This window comes from Rhodoferax sp. SPJ21 (assembly GCF_058216335.1).
This window is the reverse complement of sequence record NZ_JBYZMO010000002.1, coordinates 795,272-820,696: the sequence shown is the minus strand read 5'-3', so window position 1 is coordinate 820,696 and position 25,425 is coordinate 795,272. Positions and strand designations below refer to the sequence as shown.

General features: G+C 62.0%; 25 protein-coding genes. 8 read left to right on the top strand and 17 right to left on the bottom strand.

Going from position 1 to position 25,425, the window contains the following annotated elements; genetic code table 11:
* Positions 1-2: 2 nt before the first annotated feature.
* The 5 genes from AC4BBN_RS11660 to AC4BBN_RS11640 all read left to right on the top strand — a co-directional run bounded on the left by AC4BBN_RS11660 (position 3) and on the right by AC4BBN_RS11640 (position 5,578).
* Positions 3-1,205, top strand: coding sequence for an MFS transporter (locus AC4BBN_RS11660; RefSeq protein ID WP_490592151.1), 1,203 nt, complete (start codon positions 3-5; stop codon positions 1,203-1,205).
* An 8-nt stretch (positions 1,206-1,213) separates the two neighbouring features.
* Complete coding sequence (locus tag AC4BBN_RS11655; RefSeq protein ID WP_490592150.1) at positions 1,214-1,705, top strand: hypothetical protein; 492 nt, start codon at positions 1,214-1,216, stop codon at positions 1,703-1,705.
* Positions 1,706-1,845: 140 nt separating this feature from the next.
* On the top strand, positions 1,846-3,939 hold the full coding sequence (locus AC4BBN_RS11650) for an ATP-dependent helicase (RefSeq protein WP_490592149.1): 2,094 nt from the start codon (positions 1,846-1,848) through the stop codon (positions 3,937-3,939).
* Positions 3,936-4,382, top strand: coding sequence for a hypothetical protein (locus AC4BBN_RS11645; protein WP_490592148.1), 447 nt, complete (start codon positions 3,936-3,938; stop codon positions 4,380-4,382). The genes AC4BBN_RS11650 and AC4BBN_RS11645 overlap by 4 nt, the downstream gene beginning before the upstream one ends.
* The gene (locus AC4BBN_RS11640; RefSeq protein WP_490592147.1) at positions 4,379-5,578 is read left to right on the top strand and encodes a phospholipase A; all 1,200 of its coding nucleotides are present in this window, start codon (positions 4,379-4,381) and stop codon (positions 5,576-5,578) included. The genes AC4BBN_RS11645 and AC4BBN_RS11640 overlap by 4 nt, the downstream gene beginning before the upstream one ends.
* 102 nt (positions 5,579-5,680) lie before the next feature.
* Here the strand turns inward: AC4BBN_RS11640 and AC4BBN_RS11635 are convergent, their stop codons facing one another.
* Entirely contained in the window at positions 5,681-6,079 is a 399-nt protein-coding gene (locus tag AC4BBN_RS11635; RefSeq protein ID WP_490592146.1) for a hypothetical protein, read from the bottom strand.
* Between the two features lie 146 nt (positions 6,080-6,225).
* Between AC4BBN_RS11635 and dbpA the strand changes: the two genes are divergently transcribed.
* The gene (dbpA, locus tag AC4BBN_RS11630) at positions 6,226-7,656 is read left to right on the top strand and encodes an ATP-dependent RNA helicase DbpA (RefSeq protein ID WP_490592145.1); all 1,431 of its coding nucleotides are present in this window, start codon (positions 6,226-6,228) and stop codon (positions 7,654-7,656) included.
* Between the two features lie 206 nt (positions 7,657-7,862).
* Here dbpA and AC4BBN_RS11625 read toward each other — a convergent pair whose 3' ends face one another.
* The 14 genes from AC4BBN_RS11625 to AC4BBN_RS11560 all read right to left on the bottom strand — a co-directional run bounded on the left by AC4BBN_RS11625 (position 7,863) and on the right by AC4BBN_RS11560 (position 22,541).
* Positions 7,863-8,315 (bottom strand): GNAT family N-acetyltransferase, encoded by a 453-nt coding sequence (locus AC4BBN_RS11625; RefSeq protein ID WP_490592144.1) that lies wholly within the window; start codon positions 8,313-8,315, stop codon positions 7,863-7,865.
* A complete protein-coding gene (htpX, locus tag AC4BBN_RS11620; protein WP_490592143.1) occupies positions 8,312-9,187 on the bottom strand; it encodes a protease HtpX in 876 nt (291 codons plus the stop codon). Before htpX ends, AC4BBN_RS11625 begins: the two co-directional genes overlap by 4 nt.
* Before the next feature lie 51 nt (positions 9,188-9,238).
* On the bottom strand, positions 9,239-10,015 hold the full coding sequence (locus tag AC4BBN_RS11615; protein WP_490592142.1) for a DUF3025 domain-containing protein: 777 nt from the start codon (positions 10,013-10,015) through the stop codon (positions 9,239-9,241).
* Entirely contained in the window at positions 10,015-11,055 is a 1,041-nt protein-coding gene (pyrC, locus tag AC4BBN_RS11610) for a dihydroorotase (protein WP_490592141.1), read from the bottom strand. The genes AC4BBN_RS11615 and pyrC overlap by 1 nt, the downstream gene beginning before the upstream one ends.
* A 34-nt stretch (positions 11,056-11,089) precedes the next feature.
* Positions 11,090-12,736: a methyl-accepting chemotaxis protein gene (locus AC4BBN_RS11605; protein ID WP_490592140.1), complete on the bottom strand. Its 1,647-nt coding sequence runs from the start codon at positions 12,734-12,736 to the stop codon at positions 11,090-11,092.
* Positions 12,737-12,765: 29 nt separating this feature from the next.
* Positions 12,766-13,503 (bottom strand): amino acid ABC transporter ATP-binding protein, encoded by a 738-nt coding sequence (locus tag AC4BBN_RS11600; protein WP_490592139.1) that lies wholly within the window; start codon positions 13,501-13,503, stop codon positions 12,766-12,768.
* A 21-nt stretch (positions 13,504-13,524) separates the two neighbouring features.
* The gene (locus tag AC4BBN_RS11595) at positions 13,525-14,211 is read right to left on the bottom strand and encodes an amino acid ABC transporter permease (protein ID WP_490592138.1); all 687 of its coding nucleotides are present in this window, start codon (positions 14,209-14,211) and stop codon (positions 13,525-13,527) included.
* Position 14,212: 1 nt separating this feature from the next.
* Positions 14,213-14,935: an amino acid ABC transporter permease gene (locus AC4BBN_RS11590; protein WP_490592861.1), complete on the bottom strand. Its 723-nt coding sequence runs from the start codon at positions 14,933-14,935 to the stop codon at positions 14,213-14,215.
* Positions 14,936-15,052: 117 nt separating this feature from the next.
* On the bottom strand, positions 15,053-15,952 hold the full coding sequence (locus AC4BBN_RS11585; RefSeq protein ID WP_490592137.1) for an amino acid ABC transporter substrate-binding protein: 900 nt from the start codon (positions 15,950-15,952) through the stop codon (positions 15,053-15,055).
* Positions 15,953-16,117: 165 nt separating this feature from the next.
* Positions 16,118-17,011, bottom strand: coding sequence for an amino acid ABC transporter substrate-binding protein (locus tag AC4BBN_RS11580; protein WP_490592136.1), 894 nt, complete (start codon positions 17,009-17,011; stop codon positions 16,118-16,120).
* Positions 17,012-17,022: 11 nt separating this feature from the next.
* Positions 17,023-18,318, bottom strand: a complete 1,296-nt coding sequence (locus AC4BBN_RS11575; protein ID WP_490592135.1) for a dicarboxylate/amino acid:cation symporter — start codon at positions 18,316-18,318, stop codon at positions 17,023-17,025.
* Positions 18,319-18,662: 344 nt separating this feature from the next.
* On the bottom strand, positions 18,663-19,595 hold the full coding sequence (locus AC4BBN_RS11570) for a LysR substrate-binding domain-containing protein (RefSeq protein WP_490592134.1): 933 nt from the start codon (positions 19,593-19,595) through the stop codon (positions 18,663-18,665).
* A gap of 41 nt (positions 19,596-19,636) precedes the next feature.
* On the bottom strand, positions 19,637-20,578 hold the full coding sequence (locus AC4BBN_RS11565; RefSeq protein WP_490592133.1) for a 2-hydroxyacid dehydrogenase: 942 nt from the start codon (positions 20,576-20,578) through the stop codon (positions 19,637-19,639).
* A 103-nt stretch (positions 20,579-20,681) separates the two neighbouring features.
* Complete coding sequence (locus AC4BBN_RS11560) at positions 20,682-22,541, bottom strand: ABCB family ABC transporter ATP-binding protein/permease (RefSeq protein ID WP_490592860.1); 1,860 nt, start codon at positions 22,539-22,541, stop codon at positions 20,682-20,684.
* Between the two features lie 41 nt (positions 22,542-22,582).
* On the opposite strand from AC4BBN_RS11560, the gene AC4BBN_RS11555 reads away from it, so the two are divergent.
* Together AC4BBN_RS11555 and AC4BBN_RS11550 are read left to right on the top strand one after the other, a co-directional pair.
* Entirely contained in the window at positions 22,583-22,993 is a 411-nt protein-coding gene (locus tag AC4BBN_RS11555; protein ID WP_490592132.1) for an acyl-CoA thioesterase, read from the top strand.
* Positions 22,994-23,016: 23 nt separating this feature from the next.
* Positions 23,017-23,436 carry a hypothetical protein gene (locus AC4BBN_RS11550; RefSeq protein ID WP_490592131.1) on the top strand — a complete coding sequence of 140 codons (420 nt, stop codon included), beginning with the start codon at positions 23,017-23,019 and terminating at the stop codon, positions 23,434-23,436.
* Positions 23,437-23,476: 40 nt separating this feature from the next.
* Here AC4BBN_RS11550 and AC4BBN_RS11545 read toward each other — a convergent pair whose 3' ends face one another.
* Together AC4BBN_RS11545 and AC4BBN_RS11540 are read right to left on the bottom strand one after the other, a co-directional pair.
* Positions 23,477-24,439 (bottom strand): chemotaxis protein, encoded by a 963-nt coding sequence (locus AC4BBN_RS11545; protein ID WP_490592130.1) that lies wholly within the window; start codon positions 24,437-24,439, stop codon positions 23,477-23,479.
* Positions 24,440-24,613: 174 nt separating this feature from the next.
* On the bottom strand, positions 24,614-25,201 hold the full coding sequence (locus AC4BBN_RS11540; RefSeq protein ID WP_490592129.1) for a chalcone isomerase family protein: 588 nt from the start codon (positions 25,199-25,201) through the stop codon (positions 24,614-24,616).
* Positions 25,202-25,425 lie beyond the last annotated feature (224 nt).

Genomic DNA, 25,425 nt, shown 5'->3' with positions numbered 1-25,425 from the left:
CCATGGCCGCACCACACGCCCCCAGCACGCTGGGCCAGATACCGCGCGGCATTTGGGTGCTGGGCTTTGTCAGCATGCTGATGGATATTTCTTCGGAGATGGTGCACAGCCTGCTGCCGCTGTTCATGGTGACGGTGCTGGGCACCAGCGCGCTGACGGTGGGCATCATCGAGGGGCTGGCCGAGTCCACCGCGCTGATCGTCAAAGTGTTCTCTGGCACGCTGAGCGACTACCTGGGCAAACGCAAGGGCCTGGCGCTGCTGGGCTACGGCCTGGGCGCGCTGACCAAGCCGCTGTTTGCCATCGCCCCTGGCATGGGCCTGGTGCTGACGGCGCGCCTGCTGGACCGGGTGGGCAAGGGCATACGCGGTGCGCCACGCGACGCGCTGGTGGCCGACATCACGCCGCCCCATTTGCGCGGCGCGGCGTTTGGCCTGCGCCAGTCGCTGGACACGGTGGGCGCCTTCATCGGGCCGCTGCTGGCCGTGGGGCTGATGCTGCTGTGGGCCAACGATTTCCGCGCCGTGTTCTGGGTGGCGGTAGTGCCCGGCCTGCTGGCTGTGGCCCTGCTGTTCTTTGGCCTGCAGGAGCCCGCGCCCCAGCCCGGCGCCAAGCGCAACAACCCCATCAGCCGCGAGAACCTGCGCCACCTGAGCCCGGCCTACTGGTGGGTGGTGGGCATAGGCGCGGTGTTCACGCTGGCGCGCTTCAGCGAGGCCTTCCTGGTGCTGCGCGCCCAGCAAGGCGGCATGCCTGTGGCCCTGGTGCCGCTGGTGATGGTGGCGATGAACCTGGTGTACGCCGCGTCGGCCTACCCGTTTGGCAAGCTGTCGGACCGCATGGGGCACAGGCAGCTGCTGGCTATCGGCCTGCTGGTGCTGGTGGCCGCCGACCTGGTGCTGGCGCACAGCAGCCACTGGGGCGTGGTGCTGGCCGGCGTGGCGCTGTGGGGCGTGCACATGGGCATCACCCAGGGCCTGCTGGCCACCATGGTGGCCGACACCGCGCCGGCCACGCTGCGCGGTACGGCCTATGGCCTGTTCAACCTGGTCAGCGGCCTGGCCATGCTGGTGGCCAGCGGGTTGGCAGGTCTGCTGTGGGACGGCTGGGGCGCGGCGTCCACGTTTTATGCGGGAGCGGGCTTTTGCGGTGTGGCGCTGCTGGGCCTGGCCTGGCAGCCGGGGGCGCAAAAACCGGCCGTTTAAAATTTCCCATGCCTAACGACACCCCGCACGACGAAGCCCCCACCAAGATACAAGAACCCCGCCTTTGGACCGGCGACGGCTGGACCGCCCAGGTCATCAAGAACGAAGACGACGACGGCTGGGCCGTGGCCATGCTGAAAGACGGCGAGCCCGAACCGGCCCTGGTAGGCCCCTGGACCATGGGGCGCGACAAAAAGAACCCCAAACCGCTGGACAGCAGCGCCTTCAGCACCCTGGTGAAGACGGCCAACGAGTTCGTGCGCCGGCACGAGCAACAGCTGCACGCCAGTCTGCACCAGAGCATCACCGTCACGGCCAACGCAGGCCGCGTCACCGTCTACCTGGACATTACGCCCGACGAAGACAACCCCAGCGCCACCCTGCGCGCCGAAGACGATGGCGGAGACACCCTGGCCGAGGTGCGCGTGGCGCCCAGCTTCAAGCTGAACCGCAGCAGCGCCGTAGCCTGGGCCGATGGTGGCTTTGCCAAACCACGTTAACGCTATTTAATTGATAGCTTCCCGCGCAGGCATTACCTGCGCCAACCGCTTATTTCACCATAAGAAATAACCCCGGATTTCCAGCCAGACACGGTGGCTCTGTATGATCCAACGCTTTGTCTAAAGCATCCCCCCACACCATGTCCGCCGGAATGAACCCTGCCCAGCAGGAGGCAGTGAACTACATGCACGGGCCTTGCCTGGTGCTGGCGGGCGCGGGCTCGGGCAAAACGCGGGTCATCACGCACAAGATCGGCCGGCTGATCCAGTCCGGCATGGCGCCCAAGAAGATTGCCGCCATCACCTTTACCAACAAGGCGGCGATGGAAATGCGCGAGCGGGCCAAGGCGCTGATTGGCCGCGAGGCGAAGGACGTGGTGATCTGTACCTTCCACGCCCTGGGCGTGCGCATGGTGCGCGAGGACGGATTCCGCGTGGGCCTGAAGCCTCAGTTCAGCATCCTGGACGCCGACGATGTGACCAGCATCCTGAAAGACGCCGGCGGCAGCACCGACGTGGCCACCGCCCGCACCTGGCAGTGGACCATCAGCAAGTGGAAGAACATGGGCTTGAACGCTGAAGCAGCAGCAGCCCAGGCAGCGGACGACAACGAGGCCATCACCGCCCGCGTGATGGCGCTGTACGAAGAGCGCCTGACGGCCTACCAAAGCGTGGACTTTGACGACCTGATCAGCCTGCCGCTGCGCCTGCTGCGAGACCATGAAGAGGTGCGCGCCAAATGGCAGACCGTGCTGGGCCATGTGCTGGTGGACGAATACCAGGACACCAACGCCACCCAGTACGAGGTACTGAAGTACCTGGTGGGTGAAAAAGCGCACTTCACCGCCGTGGGCGATGACGACCAGTCCATTTACGGCTGGCGCGGCGCCACGCTGGACAATTTGCGCAAGCTGCCGATCGACTTCCCGCAGCTCAAGGTGATCAAGCTGGAGCAAAACTACCGCTCCACCAGCGCCATCCTGCGCGCGGCCAACAACGTGATTGGCCCCAACCCCAAGCTGTTCCCCAAGACCCTGTTCAGCGAGCTGGGCGAGGGCGAGCCGGTGCGGGTGATAGACGCAGACAACGAAGAGCACGAGGCCGAGCGCGCCGTGGCCCGCATCCAGAGCCTGCGTGCAGGCACGGTAGTGACGCAGGGGCCGCAGTTCCAGGACTTCAAGCACTTCGCCATCCTGTACCGCGCCAACCACCAGGCCAAGCCGTTTGAAAAAGCGCTGCGCAAGGCCGGCATTCCGTACAAGGTATCGGGCGGCACAGGCTTCTTTGACAGGGCTGAAATCAAGGACCTGTGCGCCTGGTTCCGCCTGTGGATCAACAACGACGACGACCCAGCCTTTCTGCGCTGCATCACCACGCCCAAGCGCGGCATAGGCCACACCACACTGGCCAAGCTGGGCGAGTTCGCCACGCAGTACAAGCTGAGTTTGTTCGAGTCGCTCTTTGCCTCCTCGCTGGGCGCCGTGGTGCCGGCGCGCGGGCTGGAAGGTCTGCACGAGTTTGGCCGCTACGTGAACGACCTGGAATACCAGGCGCGGCGCACCATAGGCGCCGAAGACTCGCTGGCCTTCATGCTGCAGTGGCTGAAGGACATCGAGTACGAGCAGCATCTGTACGACAACGAAGACAGCGAAAAAGCCGCCGCCGCGCGCTGGACCAATGTGCTGGAGTTCTGCGACTGGATGGCGGCCCGTGCCGGCGGCCAGACTGACGAGGATTCGGGCACAACGACCGTGCGCGAGACCAAGAGCCTGCTGGAGGTGGCGCAGACCATCGCCCTGCTGTCCACCATCAGCCAGCGCGAGAAAGAGGCCGACGTGGTCACCCTGTCCACCCTGCACGCCTCCAAGGGGCTGGAGTGGCCGCACGTGATCATGGCCGGCGTGACAGAGGGCATGCTGCCCTTCAAGCTGGACGACGACGAAGGCCGCCAGCAGGTGGTGAGCGACGACATCACGCAGAAGCTGCAGGAAGAGCGCCGCCTGATGTACGTGGGCATTACCCGCGCCCAGCGTAGCCTGGCCGTCAGCTGGACCCGCCGCAAGAAAAAGGGCCGCGAAATGGTGGCCGCCCAGCCCAGCCGCTTCATCAAGGAAATGGCGCTGGACGCGAACACCGCCAAGGAAGACCCGCGCGAAAAGCTGCGCGCACTGCGCGCCGAATTCGCCAAGAAGTCGCAAGACAGCGCCGCTGCCCGCGCGGCACAAGAACCATGAAGCCCCGCAACGCTCTGCTTTTGATAGCTGTCTGCGCAGGTATTACCTGCGCTAGCGGCCAAAATCTTATAAATCCAGCGCCCACCGCCTGCCCAGCGCCGCGCGACCTGGCGCCGCTGCAGCTCTACGGCCAGTGGCAAGTGCAGATAGACGGCCAGCCCGGCCCAGCCAGCCTGCGCCTGGAAAAAGACCCCGAGCAACCCGACAGCCTGGTCGGCAGCATCCACCGCGCGGGCAAGCAGGCCCAGGTGGCGGGCGAGATCGAGCAGGGCAACTTCAACCTCGAAGAGTCAGACGACGGCACGCGCATCAGCGCCACCTGGACAGGCCAGGTGAGCGAAGGCTCGTGCGGAAAAGAAATTACCGGACTATGGACCAACACACTGCAGGACAACGCCACCCCGCTCGCCTTCGTGCTGCGCAAATCAAGCGGCTGGGAATGAAACCGCTGGCAAGCATCTGCGCCGGGCTGGCGCTGGCCACTGGGACCGCCGCCGCGCAGGCCCAGCCAGCCAACACCGTATCCAATATTGCCTCAACCACCAACGTGGCACCTGCGAGCGCAACCGCGTCTGGACCAGTGCCGTCCGCACCGTGGTTGTCTTGCGCCCGCCTGATCAACGACAAAGATGCACGGCTGGCCTGCTATGACGAACTGGCAGAGCAACAGACTGCGGCAGTAGCACCACCCGCTCCGGCCCTGGCCACATCCACCGCCGCCTTGCCGGCGGTGCCTCCACAGCCCGTGGCTGTGGCCTTGGCTATCGCCGCCGACAAGGGCTGCGAGGACAAGCGCTATTCGGAGTTCTCACGCTTCTGGGAGCTGGAGGCCGGCAGCGACTGCGGCACCTTCGGCATCCGCGGCTACCGGCCCATCAGCCTGTCGGTGATCGGCAGCGACAGCGTGAACGAACTGCCTAGTTCGCCCGCCGCCGGCCACACCGCCACCACTGCCATCGACTACAAGCGCACCGAGACGCGCATCCAGCTGTCGGTGCGGACCAAGGTGGCCCAGGGCCTGCTCACCCAGGGCGAACCCAGCCTGCGCGACTCGCTGTGGTTTGGCTACACCCAGCAGTCGTACTGGCAGCTGTTCAGCGCCGACCTGTCGCGCCCCTTCCGCAGCACCGACCACGAGCCCGAGCTGGTCTACGTCTACCCCACCACCCTGGCGCTGCCCGGAGACTGGAAGCTGCGCTACAGCGGCATGGGTCTGGTGCACCAATCCAACGGCCAAAGCCTGCCGCTGTCGCGCAGCTGGAACCGCGTCTACCTGATGGCCGGGCTGGAAAAAGCCGGCCAGTGGAATGTGCAAGGCCGTATCTGGCAGCGCATCAACGAGAGCAATGGCAGCGACGACAACCCCGGCATCAGCGACTACATCGGCCGGGGCGAGCTCAGCGCCCTGTGGCACGCCAGCAAAGACAGCACCTTTGGCGTAACGCTGCGCCACTCCATGCGGCAAGACGCGCGCGGTTCGGTGCGGCTGGAATGGCTGCAAGCCCTGGGCGGCAGCGACAGCCACAAGAGCGACCTGCGCTTCCATACCCAGCTGTTCAGCGGCTACGGCGACAGCCTGATCGACTACAACCGCCGCCGGACTGTGCTGAGCGTGGGGCTGAGCCTGGTGGATTTTTAGAACTGACGAGGATTCACCCACCTCCCGTTCGGGCTGAGGTCGAAGGGCTCCATTAGCAGGCCCTTCGACACCTCAGGGCGAACGAGAGCCACACCCGGGTGGCTAAACCGTAGAGCTGGCCTTGCTGGCGGATTTGAAGGGTTTGGTGTTGAACTTACCGTGCGGCAAGGTAGCCAGGCGCTTGAGCATCCAGCGGCAGTAGCCCTGTATGCCCAGGCATTTGTTCAGCTCGTCCACCGGCAGCGGGCCGGACACCACCACGATGTCGTTGGCGCTGTCTTGCGCCCCCGCCGCCCGCAGCCGCCGGCGTGCGCCCATGGCCCAGGACTGGATGCGCGTAGGGTCGCCATGCTGGTGCAGCTCGCCGGTGCTGGCGTCAAAGGCAATGGCCACCGTGTCCGTCTTCAACCGAAAGCGGCGCTCACCCGTGACCGCGCTGGGAGGCGTGGACATGTCGTACAGGTAGTAGCTGCCACCTTTGAGTTGGTATTGCAAATCCATAGGGTTTACGGCGGAGGGAGGACCTCATTGTGGACGAATTTTGGCGACGCCCAAATAAGTATTACGAGCATACCCCAAGCCGCCCCAGCAGACGTCCGCGCAAGGCCGCGACAGGCGGACCTGCAGCCCCCAACGATAATCGGGGCATGACTACACCGCACACGCCCGCCATCTCTGGCACCTCCTCGTCCGATTTCAGCAGCCTGCCCCTGGCACCGGCCATGCTGGCCAACCTGGAGCAACTGGGCTATTTACAGATGACGCCCATCCAGGCCGCCAGCCTGCCTTTGGCGCTGCTGGGGCAGGACTTGATCGCCCAAGCCATGACCGGCAGCGGCAAGACCGCCGCCTTCGCCCTGGCCCTGCTGGCCAACCTGAACCCACGCCGCTTCGCCATCCAAAGCATGGTGCTGTGCCCCACGCGCGAGCTGGCCGACCAGGTAACCACCGAAATCCGCCGCCTGGCGCGCGCCGAGGAAAACATCAAGGTCGTTACCCTGTGTGGCGGCGTGGCCCTGCGCGGCCAGAACGCCAGCCTGGAGCATGGCGCCCACATCGTGGTGGGTACGCCAGGCCGCATCATGGACCACCTGGAGCGCGGCAACCTGGACCTGTCGGCCCTGAACACCCTGGTGCTGGACGAGGCCGACCGCATGCTGGACATGGGCTTCTTTGAAGACATGGTGACCGTCATCAAGCAGTGCCCGAAAGAGCGCCAGACCCTGCTGTTCTCGGCCACCTACCCCGAGGGCATCGAGAAACTAAGCCAGCAGTTCATGCGCACGCCCAAGAGCATCACCGTGCAGGCGCAGCACGCCACCACCAAAATCTCGCAGCGCTGGTACCAGGTGGACAAGTCTGAGCGCCTGGCCACGGTGGGCAAGCTGCTGAACCACTTCCGCCCCGAGAGCGCACTGGCCTTCTGCAACACCAAGGCCCGCTGCCGCGAACTGGTGGACGCGCTGCAGGCCGAAGGCTTCAGCGCACTGGCGCTGTACGGCGAGCTGGAGCAACGTGAGCGCGACCAGGTGCTGGTGCAGTTTGCCAACCGCAGCTGCAGCGTGCTGGTGGCCACCGACGTGGCCGCACGCGGGCTGGACATTGCCGACCTGGCCGCCGTGATCAACGTGGACGTAACGCCCGACTCCGAGGTGCACATCCACCGCATCGGCCGCACCGGCCGCGCGGGAGCGGAAGGCCTGGCGCTGAACCTGGCGTCGATGAACGAGATGGGCTTCGTCGGCAAAATCGAAGTGCTGCAGGACCGCGAGTCCGAATGGCACAAGCTGGACGAGCTGACGCCCACCAGCAAAGAACCGCTGCGCCCACCGATGATGACGCTGCAGATCACCGGCGGCCGCAAGGAAAAGATCCGCGCCGGCGACGTGCTGGGCGCACTGACCGGTGACGCTGGCTACACCCGCGAGCAGATCGGCAAGATCAATGTGAACGAATACTCCACTTACGTGGCGGTAGACCGCCGCATCGCCCATGAAGCCGAGCGCAAGCTGAACGCCGGCAAGATCAAGGGCAAGAGCGTGCGGGTGCGGCTGCTGACTGAACAGACCGATTTATAAGAAATAAGGCGATGGCGCAGGTAACACCTGCGCCAGTAGCTATCAAATTTGACATGCAATTAGACCAGCAGCGACTCCGCCCCCACACAGTTTGGTGAACAAGCCTTCCAAAAACACCGCAGAACTGGCTCCGCCAGGCTGCTGGTGTTGCCCCCTGCAAGGGGGTTGGCGAAAAGCGCTTGCGCTGTAGCCTGGGGGTGAGCCACTCACCCGGGGCGCAGCATTTCGATGTGCGGAATGTCGTCTTCCAGGTACATCTCGCCCATCGGTGCAAAACCAAAACTTTGGTAAAACTTCAGCAGGTACTGCTGGGCGCTGATGCGGTTCGCCAGGCCGGGCCAGGTCTGGTCGCAGCGCTGCAAGGCCTCCGTCAGCAACTCTTGCCCCAAGCCCTGGCCACGGAAGTCCGGCGCAGTAAGCACCCGGCCTAGCGAGGGCTCGGGGTATTTGCTGCCGGGGTCGGTCACGCGCAGATAGGCCGCTAGGTCGTCACCCGCCCAGGCCAGCAGATGCCAGCATTGCAGGTCGTAGGTATCGGTGTCCTGGTAGACGCAGTTCTGCTCCACCACGAACACCGTGTCGCGCAACAGCTTGGCGGCGTGGAAGTCGCGGGCGCGCAAGTCGTCCATGCGCGCCCACTGGAAACGCAGAGCTGTCATGTTTGTGCGTTTTGCAGAGCGGCGATGCGGGCCTCAATCGGCGGATGGGTGGAGAACAGCTGGCCTATGCTGCCGGCAATGCCGAAGGCGGCCACGCTCTTGGGCAGCTCGGCGGTGTGCAGGCCGCCCAGGCGCGCCAGGGCGTTGATCATGGGCTGGCGGCGGCCCATCAGCTGGGCGGCACCGGCGTCGGCGCGGAATTCGCGGTGGCGCGAGAACCAGGCCACCACCATGGAGGCGGCAAAGCCCAGCACGATGTCCAGTACGATGGTGCTGATGTAGTAGCCAATGCCGGGGCCGCTGTTGCGGTCGTCACCCTTGCGCAGGAAACTGTCCACCGCGTAGCCGATGACGCGGCTCAGGAACACCACAAAGGTGTTCATCACGCCCTGGATCAGCGTCATGGTGACCATGTCGCCATTCGCCACGTGGGCGATCTCGTGGCCCAGCACGGCTTCGATTTCTTCGTGCGTCATGTTTTGCAGCAGGCCGGTAGAGACGGCCACCAGGGCCGAGTTCTTGAACGCGCCGGTAGCGAAGGCGTTTGGGTCGCCTTCAAAAATACCCACCTCGGGCATGCCGATCTGGGCCTTGTCGGCCAGGCGGCGCACGGTGTCCACAATCCAGGCCTCGTCGGCGTTCTGCGGCTGTTCGATCACGCGCACGCCCGAGCTCCATTTGGCCATGGGCTTGCTCATCAGCAGCGAAATGATGGCGCCGCCAAAACCCATCACCAGCGCGAAACCCAGCAGCGCGCCGAGGTTCAAACCGTTGGCCGTCAGGTACCGGTTCACCCCCAGCAGGCTGGCCACAATGCCCAGCACCGTGACCACCAGAACGTTGGTAAGAATGAACAGAAGAATGCGTTTCATAGTTTTTCCCGTGGAATGACTGGGGTTTAGATGGGGTTTCGCCGCAGAAGTTCAAGCCAAACTGCGCGGCGGACGGAACACCTGGGCATCGTCATAAAACTCCGGCTGCGTGTTCTCGGGCCACCAGCCAGGCACACCCAGCACCGGCATGGGCAGAAACGGCTTGCTGGCAAGACTCGATGCACTCAGCTGGGCCGCCACCTGCGCGTCCACATCCGCTATTGAATGTATAGCTACCGGCGCGCAGTATATGTGCGCCACCATCGCTTTTCTAGGCTTAACCAGCTTCTCCATGAGGGCATGGCCAAAGAGCAGCAACTGGGCCTGGCCCCACAGCGGGCGCAGGGTGACAAACAGGCGGTGCCAGTCGCGCGCCTGCAGCGCGTCCCATAGCGCAGGCGGGGCGATAAGGAAGGCCCCGTTCTCGTCCAGCACCGTCAGCGCGTCGCGCACCGGGCCGCGCAGAGGCTGGACGCCAACGGCGGCAATCTCGGCCGCCTGCAGCTGGTTCAGCCGGGTCTTGGTCTGCGGGAAATGCAGCCAGCACAGGCCGTTGAAGAAGTCGTGCAGGTTGTCGCGCGTGGGTACGGTGCGGGTGCGGAAAATGAAGGCTTCATAGGCCTCGCCAGGCAGCAAAGCGCTTTGCGGCACAAAGCCCACCGGCGCGGAGTGCTGCGTGTTCAGCGCATGGGGCAAGGGCACCCCACGGGCGAGCGCGGCGCATACGCGTTCGCCCTGCATGCGAATGCGCTGCATCCAGGGGCGGGACCAGTCTATGGCCTGCAGATCCAGCGCAGCAGGCACCGTGTCCAGCCCCCAGGTGGCCATCAGCCCAACAGTTTCCAGGGCAAGGACTCGCCCGAGCGCAGCGGCTTGAGCTGGGCTTCGCCGAAGGGGAAGCTTTCGGGCGGAGTCCAGCTTTCCTTCACCAAGGTAATGGTGCCCTGGTTGCGCGGCAGGTTGTAGAAGTCTGGCCCGTTAAAGCTGGCAAAGGCTTCCAGTTTGTCCAAGGCTCCGGCGTTGTCAAAGGCCTCGGCATACAGCTCCATCGCGGCATGGGAGGTGTAGCAGCCGGCGCAACCGCTGGCGTGCTCTTTCAGGTGCGCAGCATGCGGTGCGCTGTCCGTTCCCAGGAAGAACTTGTGGCTTCCGCAGGTAGCCGCCTCCACCAGCGCCACCCGGTGGGTTTCGCGCTTCAGCACCGGCAGGCAGTAGTAATGCGGGCGGATACCACCGGTGAAGATGGCATTGCGGTTGTACAGCAGGTGGTGGGCGGTGATGGTGGCAGCCGTGAACTGGTCAGACGCTTGCACGTATTGCGCAGCCTCTTTGGTCGTGATGTGCTCGAAAACAATCTTCAGCTCGGGGAAGTCGCGGCGCAGCGGGATCATCTGGCGGTCGATGAACACGGCCTCGCGGTCGAACAGGTCGATGTCGGCGTTAGTCACTTCGCCATGCACCAGCAGCAGCATGCCGGCACGCTGCATGGCTTCCAGCGTCTTGTAGATTTTGCGCAGGTCGGTCACACCGGCGTCGCTATTGGTGGTGGCGCCAGCGGGGTACAGCTTGGCGGCGACCACGCCGGCGTCTTTAGCGCGGGCAATCTCGTCGGGTGGCAGGCTGTCCGTCAGGTACAGCGACATCAGCGGCTCGAAAGTTGCGCCTGCGGGCACGGCGGCCAGGATGCGCTCTTTATAGGCCAGCGCCTGGGCGGTACTGGTGACCGGCGGGCGCAAGTTGGGCATGATCAGGGCGCGGCCGAACTGGGCGGCTGCGTGCGGCACAACGGTGTGCAAAGCGGCGCCGTCGCGCACATGCAAATGCCAGTCGTCTGGCCGGGTCAGGGTAATGGTGGAGGCGGTGGTCATGCCCCAGATTGTCGCTGAAGCTGCCCCGCCGGTATCAGCCCTGGCTAGGCCCTGACAGGCTGAGGCCGGTGCCGCTGCCGTAGCCGCCAGCGACCGGCACCTTGCCATTGCGCTCCAGCTTGAAGGTGCTGACGGCTGCAGCCAGTTGCACCGCATGGCCGTTCATGGTGTCGGCTGCGGCAGCGCTTTGCTCCACCAAGGCCGAGTTTTGTTGCGTCATCTGGTCCAGTGCGGCAATGGCAGAGTTGATCTGGCCAATGCCCCGGCTCTGCTCGGTGGCAGCGGCGGTGATTTCGCTGAGGGTATCGGTCACGCGCTGCACCGAACTCACGATCTCGCCCATGGTGGCGCCTGCATCGGCCACAAGGCGTGTGCCTTTTTCGACCCGTTCGACGCTGGCGCCGATCAAGGTCTTGATTTCCTTGGCGGCCTGGGCCGACCGGCCGGCCAGGCTACGCACTTCGCTGGCCACTACGGCAAAACCGCGACCCTGTTCGCCCGCGCGCGCAGCTTCCACCGCTGCATTCAAGGCCAGGATATTGGTCTGGAAAGCAATGCCGTCAATGACAGCAATGATGTCGGCAATCTTCTTGGAACTGCCATTGATGTCGTCCATGGTGGTCACCACTTCTGACACCACCGCACCGCCGCGCGCTGCCACCTGTGCAGCCGACATGGCCAACTGGTTGGCCTGCTGGGCCGCGTCTGCGCTGTGCGAAACGATACCGGTCAGGTGGTCCATAGCATGCGCGGTTTGCTGCAGATTGGCGGCCGTTTGCTCGGTACGCTGGCTCAGGTCCTGGTTACCTGCGGCCACCTCGCTGCTCGCCACCTGGATGGAGTCCGCCGCCAGGCGGATGCCGCCGACCAGGGATTTGAGCTTTTCCTGCATGGCAGAGATGGCCTGCAATACCCGGCCGGTCTCGTCAAAAATACGTACTTCGACCTGGGACGACAAGTCACCAGTGGCAATGCGTTCAGCCAGCACCACCGCGCGGTTCATGGGCGCGGTCAAGGTCGTGGTGATATGCCAGGTAATGACACCTCCGGCCACCAGCGCAATCGCCACCAGCACGCCCTCTACCAGGAAGGCCTGCTTTTCCAGGGCCTCCACCTCGGCGGCGGCCACCTCGGTCTGCTTGCGCTGCAGCTCGATCAGCTCAGACACCTTGGCACGCAGATCGGCCTCGGCAGGGCGCACCCGCTTCATCAAGGTCATCACGGCGGCCACGTTGTCACCGTCCATGGCTTGCTTCAAGGCTTCCCCGACTTCGGGAAAGGCCTTTTTGCTGATCTGGGAAATATCGGCGATCAGAGCCCGCTCCTGCTCCGACGCACCGGGCTGGGACAACAGCGCATTCAGCTCTTGCTCGGTCTTCAGATAGGTGGCTTCGGCGGTCTGGGCGGCCTTGAACTCCACATCCAGTTGCTTGGGGTCCAGCTCGGTAAACAAAGCCACCGAGCGGCTTTGAATGGCCACACTGCTGATGGAGCCCATCAGCTGGTTGGCCAACTCGCTCTTGCGGTTATTGGTGTGAACGATGCGGTCCACATGGGCACCCAGGAGGTGCATGGCATACATGCTGGTGGCAGCCACAGCCACCAGCAGGGCCAGTATGTTCACAAACCCCAGGGTGAGACGACGGGCAATCGAGATGGAGCGAGAGAGGTGGAAAGCCATTGTTTACCCTGGATGTTTAGTGGTCTGGCCTAGTGCGCCAGGATCTTGTTCAAAAAGTCTTTGGTACGCGGTTGGCGGTTTTCGGGATGGCTGAAGAACTCTTCCTTGGAGCAATCTTCCAGAATCCGGCCACCCACGTCGATAAAGATCACGCGGCTGGCCACCTTGCGTGCAAAGCCCATTTCATGGGTCACGCACATCATGGTCATGCCTTCTTTGGCCAGGGTCACCATCACGTCCAGCACTTCGCCGACCATTTCGGGGTCGAGCGCCGAAGTAGGTTCGTCAAACAACATGACCATCGGGTCCATGCTCAACGCACGGGCAATCGCCACACGCTGCTGCTGGCCGCCGGAGAGCTGGCCGGGGAACTTGTCCTTGTGCGCCATCAGGCCCACGCGGTCGAGCATCTTCAGGCCACGGACCTTGGCGTCGTCAGCGGAGCGGCCCAGCACCTTGATTTGCGCCAGGGTCAGGTTTTCGGTCACCGACAAATGCGGGAACAGCTCGAAATGCTGGAACACCATGCCGACGCGGCTGCGCAGCTTGGGCAAGTCTGTCTTGGGGTCATGCAGAGGAATGCCATCGACAAAAATCTCGCCCTTCTGGAAGGGTTCCAGCGCGTTGACGGTTTTGATCAGCGTCGATTTGCCCGAGCCCGACGGACCGCACACCACCACCACATCGCCCTTTTTAATGCTGACATTGCAGTTGTTCAGCACCTGAACCGGGCCATACCATTTGGAAACGTTTTTAATTTCAATCATGTTTTACTCCACGAATCTGTATCAGCGAATGATCGCAATCTTGAGCTGCAGCTTTTTAACGATGTAAGACAGGCCAAAGCAAAGCACGAAATACACCACAGCGGCCAGCAGATAGGCTTCTTCCGGGCGTCCATACAGCTTGCCAGCGGTAGTGAAGCCCTTGAGCAAATCGTAGGCGCCAATCGCATAGACCAGGGAGGTGTCCTGGAACAGGATGATGGTCTGCGTCAGCAGCACCGGCAGCATGTTGCGAAACGCCTGGGGCAGGATCACCAGTTTCATGTTCTGACCATAGGTCATGCCCAAAGCCTGGCCTGCATGCACCTGGCCACGCGGGATGGACTGGATACCGGCGCGCATGATCTCGCTGAAGTAGGCAGCTTCAAACGCGATGAAGGTGATGGCGGCCGAATATTCCGAGCGGTAGTTGGCTCCATCGGGCAGATACGAATAAAAGCCGCTAGGCACCAGCAGGAAAAACCACAAAATCACCATCACCAGCGGGATGGAGCGCATCACGTTGACGTACACAGTCGCCGGCCACATCAACAGCTTGGCGCCCGAAAGGCGCATCAAAGCCAGCACCGTACCCAGCAAAATGCCGCCGATCGTGGCGATCACTGTCAGTTCGATACTGAAGAGAAAGCCCTTCTGCACGAACTTGCTGATGATCTCCCAGCTGAAAAACGAAAGGTCTAGTCCGCCCATATCAATGTCCCCCTCCGGTACCGCCGGCTACGATAAAGCCGGGGATCGCCATTTTTTTCTCTACAAAACCCATCACACGGTTCACGGCAAAGGCCGACACCGCATATAGCAGTGTTACGCCCAGATAGATCTCGATTCCACGCGAGGTTTCTTCCTGGGCCTGCATAGCAAACATGGTGAGTTCAGAAATCGACACCGCAAACGCCACGGACGAGTTCTTCAACAGGTTCATGGACTCGCTGGTCAGCGGCGGGAAGATGATGCGAAACGCCATTGGCAAAATGACATAGCGGTAGGTCTGAAAAGTAGAAAATCCCATTGCCATGCCCGCATAGCGCTGCCCCTTGGGCAGGGCTTGGATACCAGCACGGACCTGCTCGGCAATACGCGCCGAGGTGAAGAAGCCTAATGACATCACCACCAGTGCAAAGCCCGGGACTTTCTGCATGGGCGGGAAAATCTTGGGTACGACAAAGTACCAGATGAAAATTTGTACCAGCAGCGGGATGTTGCGAAACAACTCCACCCACATATTGGCGAAACGCACGAGCCACGGGCTGTTTGGCAGGGTACGCAGGGTTCCCATCAAGGCCCCGACCACCATAGATACAACCCAGGAACAGCCTGCCACGGCCAAGGTCCAACGCCAAGCCTCCATCATCCACTGCAGATAGGTGCGCCCACTGCCGTCATCGTTGAGAAATACCTGCCAATCCAAACCCATAACGCTCTCCTCCAAAAATATGCCACCCAGATGGGTTGCAGCCATAGCGCAGCCCGTTGGCAAACAAAAACCCCGCCCCTGTAAATAAGGGAGGCGGGGTTGGGTTTACCTATTCACTTATTTTTTTGCGTAATCTTCGGCAGGCTTGTCGTTCAGATTTGCCCAGGCAGCCTTGGTCGCATCGCTGGCGGGCAGACCCACCTTGGTGTTCTTGGGAGGAATGGGCTGCATGAACCACTTGTCATACAGCTTTGCCATTTCACCCGACTTGACCATGCCGGCAATCGTCTCGTCTGCCAGCTTCTTGAACGCAGGGTCGTCCTTGCGCAGCATGATGCCGATGGGCTCCACGCTCAGCACTTCGCCAACAATCTTGTAGTCGGCAGGCGACTTGGAGGTGGCGATGTTGCCTGCCAAAATTTGGCCGTCCATCACGAAAGCGTCGGCGCGGCCGGACTCCAGCAGCAGGAAGCTGTCGGCGTGGTCCTTGCCAAAGACTTCCTTGAAGTCCACGCCCGTGGCGCGCTCATGCTTGCGCAGCAGTTGGACCGAGGTCGTACCCGTGGTCGTTGCCACGTTCTTGCCGTTCAGCTGCGCGATCGAGGTAATACCGGAATTGGCCTTGGTAGCAATGCGCACTTCTTCCACATACACGGTGTTGGCAAACGACACGTCTTTTTGGCGCGTGGCGTTGTTGGTGGTGGAGCCACACTCAATATCCACTGTGCCGTTTTGCACCAATGGAATACGGTTTTGCGAAGTTACCAGCTGGTACTTGGTTTCAACTTTCTTGCCCACGGCCTTTTCCAGACTGGCAATGATGTGCTGGCAGACTTCGACATGGAACCCCGCAAACTTACCATCACCCAGGGTGTAGGACAGTGCGCCAGACGAATCGCGCACACCCATGGTCACCACGCCCGATGCCTTGACCTTGCCAATGGTGTCGGAGGCTTGCGCAAAAGCGCCGCCTACTGCCAAAGCGGACACAGCCAAAGCCAACAAATGCTTCTTCATGAAAAACTCCTGGATAAGAAAGTAATAACTACACAACGCAAATTTTAGGGACTGCGCCCCGCGGGATAACCCTTGCGCCCGCATTTGGTGCACATCATGTGCGCACAAATACACATTTCACACTATGCAGACTCTGTGCCTGCCATCATGCAACCACCGCATAACTTACTCCGGTTTGGACACCAAGGACTGAAAAATGGTGGCCAACTGGGGACTCATGGGTAAATTAATGCCGGGGCCAGATGGCAAAGGACGCAAAAACCAGCGGGTATACAGCCGCTCCAGGTCCCCCTCTTCCGCCTGGCGGCGAAAGCTTTGGTCCACGAGTTGCGCCAACGCAGCGTCGTCCTTGCGGAACATGATGCCATAGGGGTCATAGGATAGAAACTCGCCCACCACCACAAAGTCGGCCTGGGCCTTGTTTTGCGCCAGCAGGCCGTAAAGCAGGACATCATCGGTTGCGAACGCATCCACCTGGCCCGCCTTCAGCTCGGCAAACGACTCTGCGTGGTCATGCGCCACCACCAGTTGCATCCCCAGCTTGAATTTGTCCGACAGGGCGCGCATGGTTTTCTCATTCGTCGTGCCTTCGGTGACCACGACGCGCTTGCCGACCAGGTCGCGGAACGAACGCAGGGCAGACCCTTTGCGGACCATCAACTTGGTGCCGGATACAAAGGTGACAGGAGAGAACGCCACCTGTTTTTCGCGCTCGACGTTATGGGTCGTGGAGCCACATTCCATGTCCACCTGCCCTGAGCTCACGGCCTGCATGCGCGACTCGGCTGTCACCGGCTGCCAGCGCAGCACCAACTCGCGGCCCAGCGCATCCTCCATGGACGCCACCAGGGCACGGCAGATATCGATGGCGTAGCCTATGGGCTCACCCCGGGCTGATAGATAAGAAAACGGCACCGACGAAGCCCGGTAGCCTAGGGTCACAGCCCCGGTATCCCAAGCCTTTTTCAAGGTCCCAGTCAGCGCCTGCGCATGGCCGGCACTGGCCATCAGGACGGCCGCTGCGCCGGTCAGCAGGCATTGAGTCCACTTAAACGGCATGCTGTGCACCTTTATGGGCTGACGACCCGCACGGCCGCTGCGTCCATGGCGCGGGCATTCATGTCAGCTGCCTCTTCTGGCAGCAGCTCACCTTCCCACTTGGCAACGACAGCGGTGGCGATGGAATTGCCCACCGCATTGGTGGCCGAGCGGCCCATGTCCAGAAAGGTATCCACACCGAGAATCAGCAACAGACCGGCCTCAGGAATATGGAACTGGTTCAGCGTCGCCGCGATCACCACCAGGGACGCACGCGGCACGCCAGCCATGCCCTTGGAGGTCATCATCAAAATCAGCAGCATGGTGATCTGCGTGGACAGCGGCAGATGGATGTCGTAGGCCTGGGCAATGAACAGCGTGGCAAAGGTGCAATACATCATGGAGCCGTCCAGATTGAATGAATAGCCCATGGGCATCACAAAGCTGGAAATCTTGCGCTTCACGCCGAAACGGTCCAGTGCGTCCAGAATCTTGGGGTAGGCGGCCTCGGAGCTGGCGGTGGCGAACGACAGCAAGAACGCCTCTTTGATCAGCACCAGCAGCTTGAACACGCGCGGCCCCAGGAAGGCAAAGCCCGCCAAGATCAGCACGCCCCAAAGCAGAAACAGGCCCAGATAGAAGTCGCCCATAAAGACCGCGAACTTCAGCAAAATCTCCAGCCCATTCACAGAAACTGTAGCAGCCATCGCAGCCAGCACGGCCAGCGGCGCCAGTTTCATCACATAACCGGTAATCTTCAGCATGACGTGCGACAGCTCGTCAATAGCCGTCACCAGCACCTTGGCCTTGTCGCCCAGCGCGGCCATGGCCACGCCAAAAAACATGGAGAACACCACGATCTGCAGAATTTCGTTATTCGCCATGGCTTCGGCGAAAGACTTGGGCACAAGATGGCTAACAAAGTCCTTGAGGGTAAATTTAGAGGTGGCCAAACCAGCAGACGCACCAATGTCGGGCAAGGGCAGGCCCAGGTTTTTGCCAGGTTCCAACAGATTGGCCATCACCAGGCCCAGCACCAGCGAGATCAGCGAAGCGGTCACGAACCAACCAAGCGCCTTGCCGAACACCCGACCCACCGCCGATGCATCGCCCATGTGCGCGATACCAACCACCAGGGTAGAGAACACCAGCGGCGCAATCAGCATCTTGATCAGGCGCAGAAAGATGTCCGACATGATGGAGATGTAGCCGGCTATCTCGCTGGCGGCCTTCTTGTCGGGGAAGTTGAGGAACACCACATAGCCGATCAGGATGCCCAGCAGCATGGCTAAAAGTATGGTGACTGCCGGAGGCATTTTGCGTTTCATGTGTCTTCCTAATTCTGTACATCGGACCCGTGGCGGGAGCGCATGCCCCGCACAGGCCGTGGTGATCCATGGTGCGGCTGGGCAGCCAGCCCCAGGCCGGCATCCGCCGCCCAAGTGCAACAGCACCGCCTATCCACGGTGCTATATCGCCCCAAAACCTCCATGCAACGCGGCTGTCCGCCGAGGTCCAGCCCCCTTGGCTTCATGAAGGTGGCGAACTGTAAATGTCTGTTTGGCCAAACACCAATGCTGATTGCGCGCCGCCATATGCAAACTTTTCATAGTCTGCCAACTGCGCTTATCCTGGCATTTAGACCACCGGCGCAAGGGCGCCAGCGGCCGACTTACTTTGTGGCTTTTTGCGATGCCAGGTAGGTCCACAAAGCCTGGGCCGTGCCCTTGGCGGCCGTGGGGCCACTGGGCTTTTCGCGGTAAGCCCGCACATCCATGGTCATCTCCAGCCCGGTGAGGCCGGGTGGCGCAGCACTGACCAGCTTGCGCGTTCGTAGCTCTTTCTTGACGGCACTGTAGGGCAAAAACGCAATGCCGTGGCCCTCCAGAGCCATCGCTTTCAAGCCCTCGGCCATGTCGGTCTCATACACCCGGTCCAGGTGGATGGGCGTGGCCGATTGCTTCAAAATCATGTCCACCGTCTGGCCCAGATAAGCGCCCGGAGCGTAGCCCAAGTAGGGCAGCAGTTGGCCCGGTCGGCCCGGCAACTGGAACAGCGGTGCGCCCTCAGAGTCCGCCTTGACGTAGGGTGCAATCACCTCCTGCCCCAGGCTGACCATCTCGTAACGGTCGGCCGCCAGCTGAAAGGGCTGGGAGCTGTGGTGATAGGCAATCAACAGGTCGCAGCTGCCTTCCACCAGACGCATCACCGCGTCGTGCACATTCAGGGCAATCAGGCGGCTCTTGATCGGGCCAAACTTCTCGCGCAGCAAGGACACCCAGGCCGGGAAAAAGGTGAACGCCAGGGTGTGCGGCACGGCGAACTCAATCACGTCCTGCCCGGCCGAATGGTGGCCGCGCAGCATGGCGCGCGTACTTTGCAGCGCCTGCAGCATCTCCAGCGATTGCGCGTAAAGGGTTTCGCCTGCGGGTGTGAGCCGCGTCGGGTACGAGCTGCGGTCCACCAGATCGGTACCGGCCCAGCCCTCCAACGCCTGGATGCGGCGTGAGAACGCCGGCTGGGTCACGTGTCGCAACTGGGCGGAGCGGCTGAAGCTGCGGGTTTCAGCCAAGCTGATGAAATCTTCTAGCCATTTGGTTTCCATGGCCAGATTATCGCCGCAGCCCCCAAAACCACACGCCAAGGCTAAATGGGAGAAACCACCGGCTGACCCGCAAAGTGCCGGGTCGCGTTCTCAAGGAAGCGCTGCACCGACGCCTCAATCGCCTGGGGCGACCAGCCACCCAAGTGCGGCGTCAGCACCAGATTGTCGAAGTCCAGTAGCGCCGCAGGCGGCTGAGGCTCGCTCTCGTACACATCCAGGCCGGCACCGGCGATCTGGCCGCTGCGCAAGGCGTCGGCCAGCGCAGCGGTATCCACCACGCTGCCGCGCGCCACGTTGACCAAATATCCACCAGCCCCCAGCGCAGCCAGCACCTCGGCATTCACCAGATGGCGCGTCGCCGGCCCGCCGGGCGTGGCCACCACCAGGAAGTCGGCCCAGGCCGCCAACGACTGCAAATCGGCAAAGTAGCGGTGCGGCACCTGCTCTTGCTGCTTTCGGCCGTGGTAGCCAATCTGCATGCCGAAGCCCTGCGCTCGTTGGGCCACCTTGTGGCCGATGCCGCCCAGGCCGACGATGCCCATGCGACGGTGCGACACGCTGGCCGGCAACGGCAAGACATCGCGCCACAGGCCCTGGCGGCATTGCTGGTCCAGCTTGGGCACGTTGCGCACCACGGCCAACAGCAAAGCCATGGCATGGTCGGCCACGCAGTCGTCGTTGGTGCCGGCGCCGTTGGCCAGTACCACGCCGCGCGCCCGAGCGTGGGCCAGGTCGATATTTTCAAAGCCCACGCCCAGGGCGCAGACCAGTTGCAGCGCGGGCATGGCGTCCATTTCGGCAGCCGTGAGCCCTACGCTGCCGATGGTCAGCACCACCTGGATGGCCGGGCCATCGGTCGCTATATGGGCGGCCCGCAAGTCCGCCGTGGGCGCGTAAATCAGGTCAAAAAATGGCGTGACCATGGCCTGGTGGACATCGGCCATGAAGTTCAAGACAAGCAGTTTGGGGCGTAGAGATGGCATGGTCAGAACGGTCTACTCAGTCGGTGAACTCCACCGGTTACTATTAAATTCATAGCTGCTCGCGTAGGTAATATCTGCGCCAGAGGCATATTTCCCTTAAATTCTATTCAGCGCTTTGCTGTAGCGCCCACATGGCGGCATAGCGGCCATTGGCCAGCAACAGCTGGCTGTGCGTTCCGCGCTCGATGATGCGGCCCGCGTCCATCACCAGGATCTCGTGCGCGTCCACCACGGTGGACAGGCGGTGGGCGATCACCAGCGTGGTCTTGTTGCGTGCGGCGGTTTGCAGCTCGGCCTGGATGGCCCGCTCGTTGGCCGAGTCCAGAGCCGAGGTGGCTTCGTCGAAGATCAGGATGGGCGGGTTCTTCAGCAGGGTGCGGGCAATGGCCACGCGCTGCTTTTCGCCGCCCGACAGCTTCAGCCCGCGCTCGCCCACCATGGTGTCGTAGCCCTTGGGCGTGGCACTGATGAAGCCATGGATGCGCGCGGCCTGGGCGGCCGCTTCCACCTCGGCCCGGCTGGCGCCCGGGCGACCGTAGGCGATGTTGTATTCCACCGTGTCGTTGAACAGCACAGTGTCTTGCGGCACGATGCCTATGGCCTGGCGCACGCTGGCCTGGGTCACGCTCTGGATGTTCTGCCCGGCAATCAGGATCTCGCCCTGCTGCACATCGTAAAAGCGGAACAGCAGGCGGGCCAACGTGGACTTGCCCGAGCCCGAAGGCCCCACCACCGCCACCGTCTTGCCTGCCGGAATATGCAGGCTGACGTCCTGCAGAATCGGCCGCGCCGGCTCGTAGGCAAAGAACACATGCTCAAACCGCACATCGGCATGGCCGTCGGTCGCGTCCAGCTGCAGCGGCAAGGCGCCTGGCCGGTCGGCGATTTCGCGCTCTTTCTCCAGCAGGGCGAACATCTTTTCCAGGTCGGTCAGGCTTTGCTTGATCTCGCGGTAGATCACGCCCAGAAAGCCCAGGGGAATGTAGAGCTGGATCATGAAGGCGTTGACCATCACCAGGTCGCCCAGGGTCATGCGGCCATCCACCACGCCCTGGGTGGCACGCCAGAGCATGGCCACCAGGCTGGACGCAATGATGAGCTGCTGGCCGGTGTTGAGCAGGCTCAGCGTGGTCTGGCTCTTCACCGAGGCGCGGCGGTAGCGCTCAAGGTTCTCGTCGTAGCGCTTGGCCTCAAAGGCTTCGTTGTTGAAGTATTTGACGGTCTCGAAGTTCAGCAGCGAATCAATAGCGCGGCTTTGCGCATGCGAGTCCAGCTCGTTCATGGTCTTGCGAAACTGGGTACGCCATTCGGTCACCGTCACGGTAAACGCGATATAGAACACCAAGGCAATCAAGGTGATCCAGGCGAACCACACGTCGAACTTCACGGCCAGCAGGGTCAACACAAAGCCGACTTCGATCAGCGTGGGGATGATGCTGTAGAGCGAGTACGAGATCAGCGAATTCACCGCCCGCGTGCCGCGCTCGATGTCGCGCGTCATGCCGCCGGTCTGGCGCTCCAGATGGAAGCGCAGGCTCAGGGCGTGCAGGTGCTGAAACACCTCCAGCGAAATCCGCCGCGCCGCGCCCGCCGTGGCCTTGGCAAACACCAGTTCACGCAGCTCGGTGAACAAAGAGGTTGAAAGGCGCAGCAAGCCATAGCCCACCAGCAGCGCCGCCGGCACGGCAATCACCAGGGTGGGGACCACCGCCTGGGCCGACATCCCGGCCACATGCCCGCCCCCGGGGCTCATGGCGTCGACAAGCTTTTTCAGCAGCAAGGGCACGCTGACGCTGGCCGCCTTGGCCCCGACCATGAAGGTCAGCGCGGCGATCACCCGCCATTTGTACTCCCACAGGTAAGGAAAAAGGCGACGCAGGGTATGCCAGTCGGACTGCGTGGGCGCAGCTGCGGAATGGCCAGGCATGACGGGAAGAGGGGCAATTTCGCCAGAGCGGCGCATCGGGGAGAATCTCACGTGTTATTACCAACCGATTGTCCCTGATGTCCGCACTTTCCGACGCGCATGTGGCTTTGCCCACCGATATGGAACTGGTACTGAAAGTAGTTCCCATGCCGAACAACTGCAATTCCAGCGGCGACATTTTTGGTGGCTGGGTCATGTCGCAAGTCGATCTGGCGGGATCGGTCATCCCGGCCCGCATCGCGCAGGGACGGGTTGCAACCGTGGCCGTGAAGGAATTCGTATTCAAGCAGCCCGTGCATCTGGGTGACATCTTGTCACTGTATGCCGCCACCACCCACATCGGGCGCACCTCCGTCACCGTGCAGGTAGAGGTGTATTCGGAACGCCTACACCGCCAGGGCCGCTACACCAAGGTCACAGAAGCCTCACTCACCTATGTCGCCATTAACGAAACTGGTGAACCGCGCCCCCTGCCCCCGCAAGACTAAACAACCCTCAGGTACCTTCATACATGCCTATTGCCCCCCACTCCGCCCTGATCGAAGAATGGCGCACCCTGCAAAACAACCATGAGCAATACGAACGCGGCGCTTTGCTGCTGAAGCTGGCGGCCCTGCTGGCTTTTGCCACGGGCTACGTGCTGGCGCTACCCTATGAACTGACGGCCGGCCTGGCCTTGCTGGTCTGGATTCAGGAGAGCATCTACCGCACATCCCAAGCGCGCCTGGGAACCCGCCTGGTGCGGGTGGAGCAACTGGTGCAAAGCGATGGTCCCGCTACCAGCGCCTGCCAGCTGCACACCGAGTGGCTGGCAAGCCGCCCCAGCACCACCGGCCTGCTGGCTGAATATGCCAGCCATGCGCTGCGGCCTACCGTAGCTTTTCCGTATGTGGTGTTGGTGATTTTGGAACTGGTCGGCTACCTGGGGTGATGGCCGAAGAGACCCGAAAGGGCCGCCACCCCAAGGGCAATTAGCCCGCTTGGGCCAGAATTTTGCGGATGGTTGCCGCCAGTTCCTCGGCCACGAACTTGCCGACGTAGGCATCTGCCCCCACGCTCTTCACATGCACCTCGTTGGCCGAGCCCGACAGGGACGAGTGGATGATGACTGGAATCGATTTGAGCCGCGAATCTTTCTTGATGTTGCGGGTCAAGGTAAAGCCGTCCATCTCGGGCATTTCCAGGTCGGTCAATACCAGGGCAATCTTGTCCTGGATGGACTTGCCTTCTGCCTGCGCAGCCTCGGACAAAGCCTGGACCTTCTCCCAGGCCTCCTTGCCGGTCTTGCACATGATGTAAGGCACGCCGACGGCGGTCAGACCTTGTTCGACCAAGGTGCGCGCCAGCGGAGAATCGTCGGCAGCGATGACCACAGAACCAGGGCGCAAGGTGATCTTCGGACCCACACTGGCCGGGTCCACATCTGGCTCTTTGGGAGGCATCACGTTGCGCAGAATCTGCTCCACGTCCAGCACCTGGGCCAGACGGGTGTTATCTATGTCACCGTCGAGGCGCGCGATGCTGGTGATCATGCCGCCAGCGGTGTTGGACTCAGCCGACAGAACTTGCCCCCAGTCCAGGCGCACGATCTGGTCCACTTCTTCCACCGCGAACGCCTGCGTAGAGCGAGCGTATTCAGTGACCATCAGGATGTTCAGGCCATTCTTTGGCAGGCAACCCACGGCACCGGCCAAGTCGATCACCGGAATCACCTGGCCCCGGATATTGGTCATGCCCAGCAGATGTTTGGACGAGCCCGCCACAGCGGTAATCGTCGGCATCACCATGATTTCACGCACCTTGAACACGTTGATGCCGAACAGCTCGCGATTGGCGGAATGCGGGGCTTCACCGAGGCGGAACAACAAAAGCTCAAATTTGTTGCTGCTGGTCAGGTTGGTACGTTCGTCAATCTCTTGCTGTACGGTCGCCATAGTTTTCCCCTTTAGTGCGTGCCATTAGAACTGGATTTGGATTTTTTACAAGTTTTAACATGATCACCCAAAATACAGCGCGAGCCCCTAGATACCTGTTCAATATTTATTCAGGGCAGAAGAATGTAACAACATGCTTTGAGACTTGTCGATAGCCGTTACACCTGAAAAACATCAACCCGGCTTGCCAAGCAGGGCGTCCTTGAGCTTCCAGTCCGCCGGGCTGCTCCCCAGCCAGATACGCAGCAAGGCATTGAAAAACTCGGGTTCGGGGAAAACCTCGCCCTGTTGCTTACCTTTGACGAACAGCAGAGTGCCCTCGCCCGGCGTCCACTCCAGCACAAAATTGTCGCCCGGCAGCAGCTTCTTTTGCTCTGCAAACACCTGGCCCATGCGGAACAGGCTGGGCACCAGCTTGGACAATTCGCTACGGCTGGTGTTGTCCTCCACACCCCGGGTAAACAGCTTGCCCAGCTCGTTGGCATCAATCTCGCGCAGCATGGTGATGCTGACACGCTTGGGGCCGGGCAAGCCAAGCACATCCTCGGGCGTGTTTGCCTTTTTGCCCAGGTAAAGGCCCGCGCTGTAGACCTTGAATACCGCCTTGTAGCGCACACCCGCGCCATTCAGCTGCAGCGCCACACCCCGCTGCTCCACGCTGTCCGGGTAAGCCACGCCGGCCAGCGTCACGCCATAGGCCGCCCCAGCCGCCCACAAACACAGCAAAATCGTGCCCCCAAAACACCTCGCAAGCATATGCATCCACCTTGTGTAAGCGGCCTCGACCGCAGCAAATGCATTCTCGTCTTTGCAAAGGCTCAGCCGGGCCGCCGGGCTCCTGACAAACCCTGAGCCCGGGTCACCTAGGCGACCAGTGGCCAGCGGTTTGCTACACTTTAGCCATGTCTATCCCATGCACGATCACTGCAGGTTGCCTCGGCCAGGGAGCCTGGTCTTGGCGTAAGCCAATTTCTGCGCGCACCTGA

Coding starts and splice junctions, on each gene's coding strand:
- AC4BBN_RS11660 (WP_490592151.1), top strand. CDS start 3: ATGGCCGCACCACACGCCCCCAGCACGCTGGGCCAGATACCGCGCGGC.
- AC4BBN_RS11655 (WP_490592150.1), top strand. CDS start 1,214: ATGCCTAACGACACCCCGCACGACGAAGCCCCCACCAAGATACAAGAA.
- AC4BBN_RS11650 (WP_490592149.1), top strand. CDS start 1,846: ATGTCCGCCGGAATGAACCCTGCCCAGCAGGAGGCAGTGAACTACATG.
- AC4BBN_RS11645 (WP_490592148.1), top strand. CDS start 3,936: ATGAAGCCCCGCAACGCTCTGCTTTTGATAGCTGTCTGCGCAGGTATT.
- AC4BBN_RS11640 (WP_490592147.1), top strand. CDS start 4,379: ATGAAACCGCTGGCAAGCATCTGCGCCGGGCTGGCGCTGGCCACTGGG.
- AC4BBN_RS11635 (WP_490592146.1), bottom strand. CDS start 6,079: ATGGATTTGCAATACCAACTCAAAGGTGGCAGCTACTACCTGTACGAC.
- dbpA (WP_490592145.1), top strand. CDS start 6,226: ATGACTACACCGCACACGCCCGCCATCTCTGGCACCTCCTCGTCCGAT.
- AC4BBN_RS11625 (WP_490592144.1), bottom strand. CDS start 8,315: ATGACAGCTCTGCGTTTCCAGTGGGCGCGCATGGACGACTTGCGCGCC.
- htpX (WP_490592143.1), bottom strand. CDS start 9,187: ATGAAACGCATTCTTCTGTTCATTCTTACCAACGTTCTGGTGGTCACG.
- AC4BBN_RS11615 (WP_490592142.1), bottom strand. CDS start 10,015: ATGGCCACCTGGGGGCTGGACACGGTGCCTGCTGCGCTGGATCTGCAG.
- pyrC (WP_490592141.1), bottom strand. CDS start 11,055: ATGACCACCGCCTCCACCATTACCCTGACCCGGCCAGACGACTGGCAT.
- AC4BBN_RS11605 (WP_490592140.1), bottom strand. CDS start 12,736: ATGGCTTTCCACCTCTCTCGCTCCATCTCGATTGCCCGTCGTCTCACC.
- AC4BBN_RS11600 (WP_490592139.1), bottom strand. CDS start 13,503: ATGATTGAAATTAAAAACGTTTCCAAATGGTATGGCCCGGTTCAGGTG.
- AC4BBN_RS11595 (WP_490592138.1), bottom strand. CDS start 14,211: ATGGGCGGACTAGACCTTTCGTTTTTCAGCTGGGAGATCATCAGCAAG.
- AC4BBN_RS11590 (WP_490592861.1), bottom strand. CDS start 14,935: ATGGGTTTGGATTGGCAGGTATTTCTCAACGATGACGGCAGTGGGCGC.
- AC4BBN_RS11585 (WP_490592137.1), bottom strand. CDS start 15,952: ATGAAGAAGCATTTGTTGGCTTTGGCTGTGTCCGCTTTGGCAGTAGGC.
- AC4BBN_RS11580 (WP_490592136.1), bottom strand. CDS start 17,011: ATGCCGTTTAAGTGGACTCAATGCCTGCTGACCGGCGCAGCGGCCGTC.
- AC4BBN_RS11575 (WP_490592135.1), bottom strand. CDS start 18,318: ATGAAACGCAAAATGCCTCCGGCAGTCACCATACTTTTAGCCATGCTG.
- AC4BBN_RS11570 (WP_490592134.1), bottom strand. CDS start 19,595: ATGGAAACCAAATGGCTAGAAGATTTCATCAGCTTGGCTGAAACCCGC.
- AC4BBN_RS11565 (WP_490592133.1), bottom strand. CDS start 20,578: ATGCCATCTCTACGCCCCAAACTGCTTGTCTTGAACTTCATGGCCGAT.
- AC4BBN_RS11560 (WP_490592860.1), bottom strand. CDS start 22,541: ATGCGCCGCTCTGGCGAAATTGCCCCTCTTCCCGTCATGCCTGGCCAT.
- AC4BBN_RS11555 (WP_490592132.1), top strand. CDS start 22,583: ATGTCCGCACTTTCCGACGCGCATGTGGCTTTGCCCACCGATATGGAA.
- AC4BBN_RS11550 (WP_490592131.1), top strand. CDS start 23,017: ATGCCTATTGCCCCCCACTCCGCCCTGATCGAAGAATGGCGCACCCTG.
- AC4BBN_RS11545 (WP_490592130.1), bottom strand. CDS start 24,439: ATGGCGACCGTACAGCAAGAGATTGACGAACGTACCAACCTGACCAGC.
- AC4BBN_RS11540 (WP_490592129.1), bottom strand. CDS start 25,201: ATGCATATGCTTGCGAGGTGTTTTGGGGGCACGATTTTGCTGTGTTTG.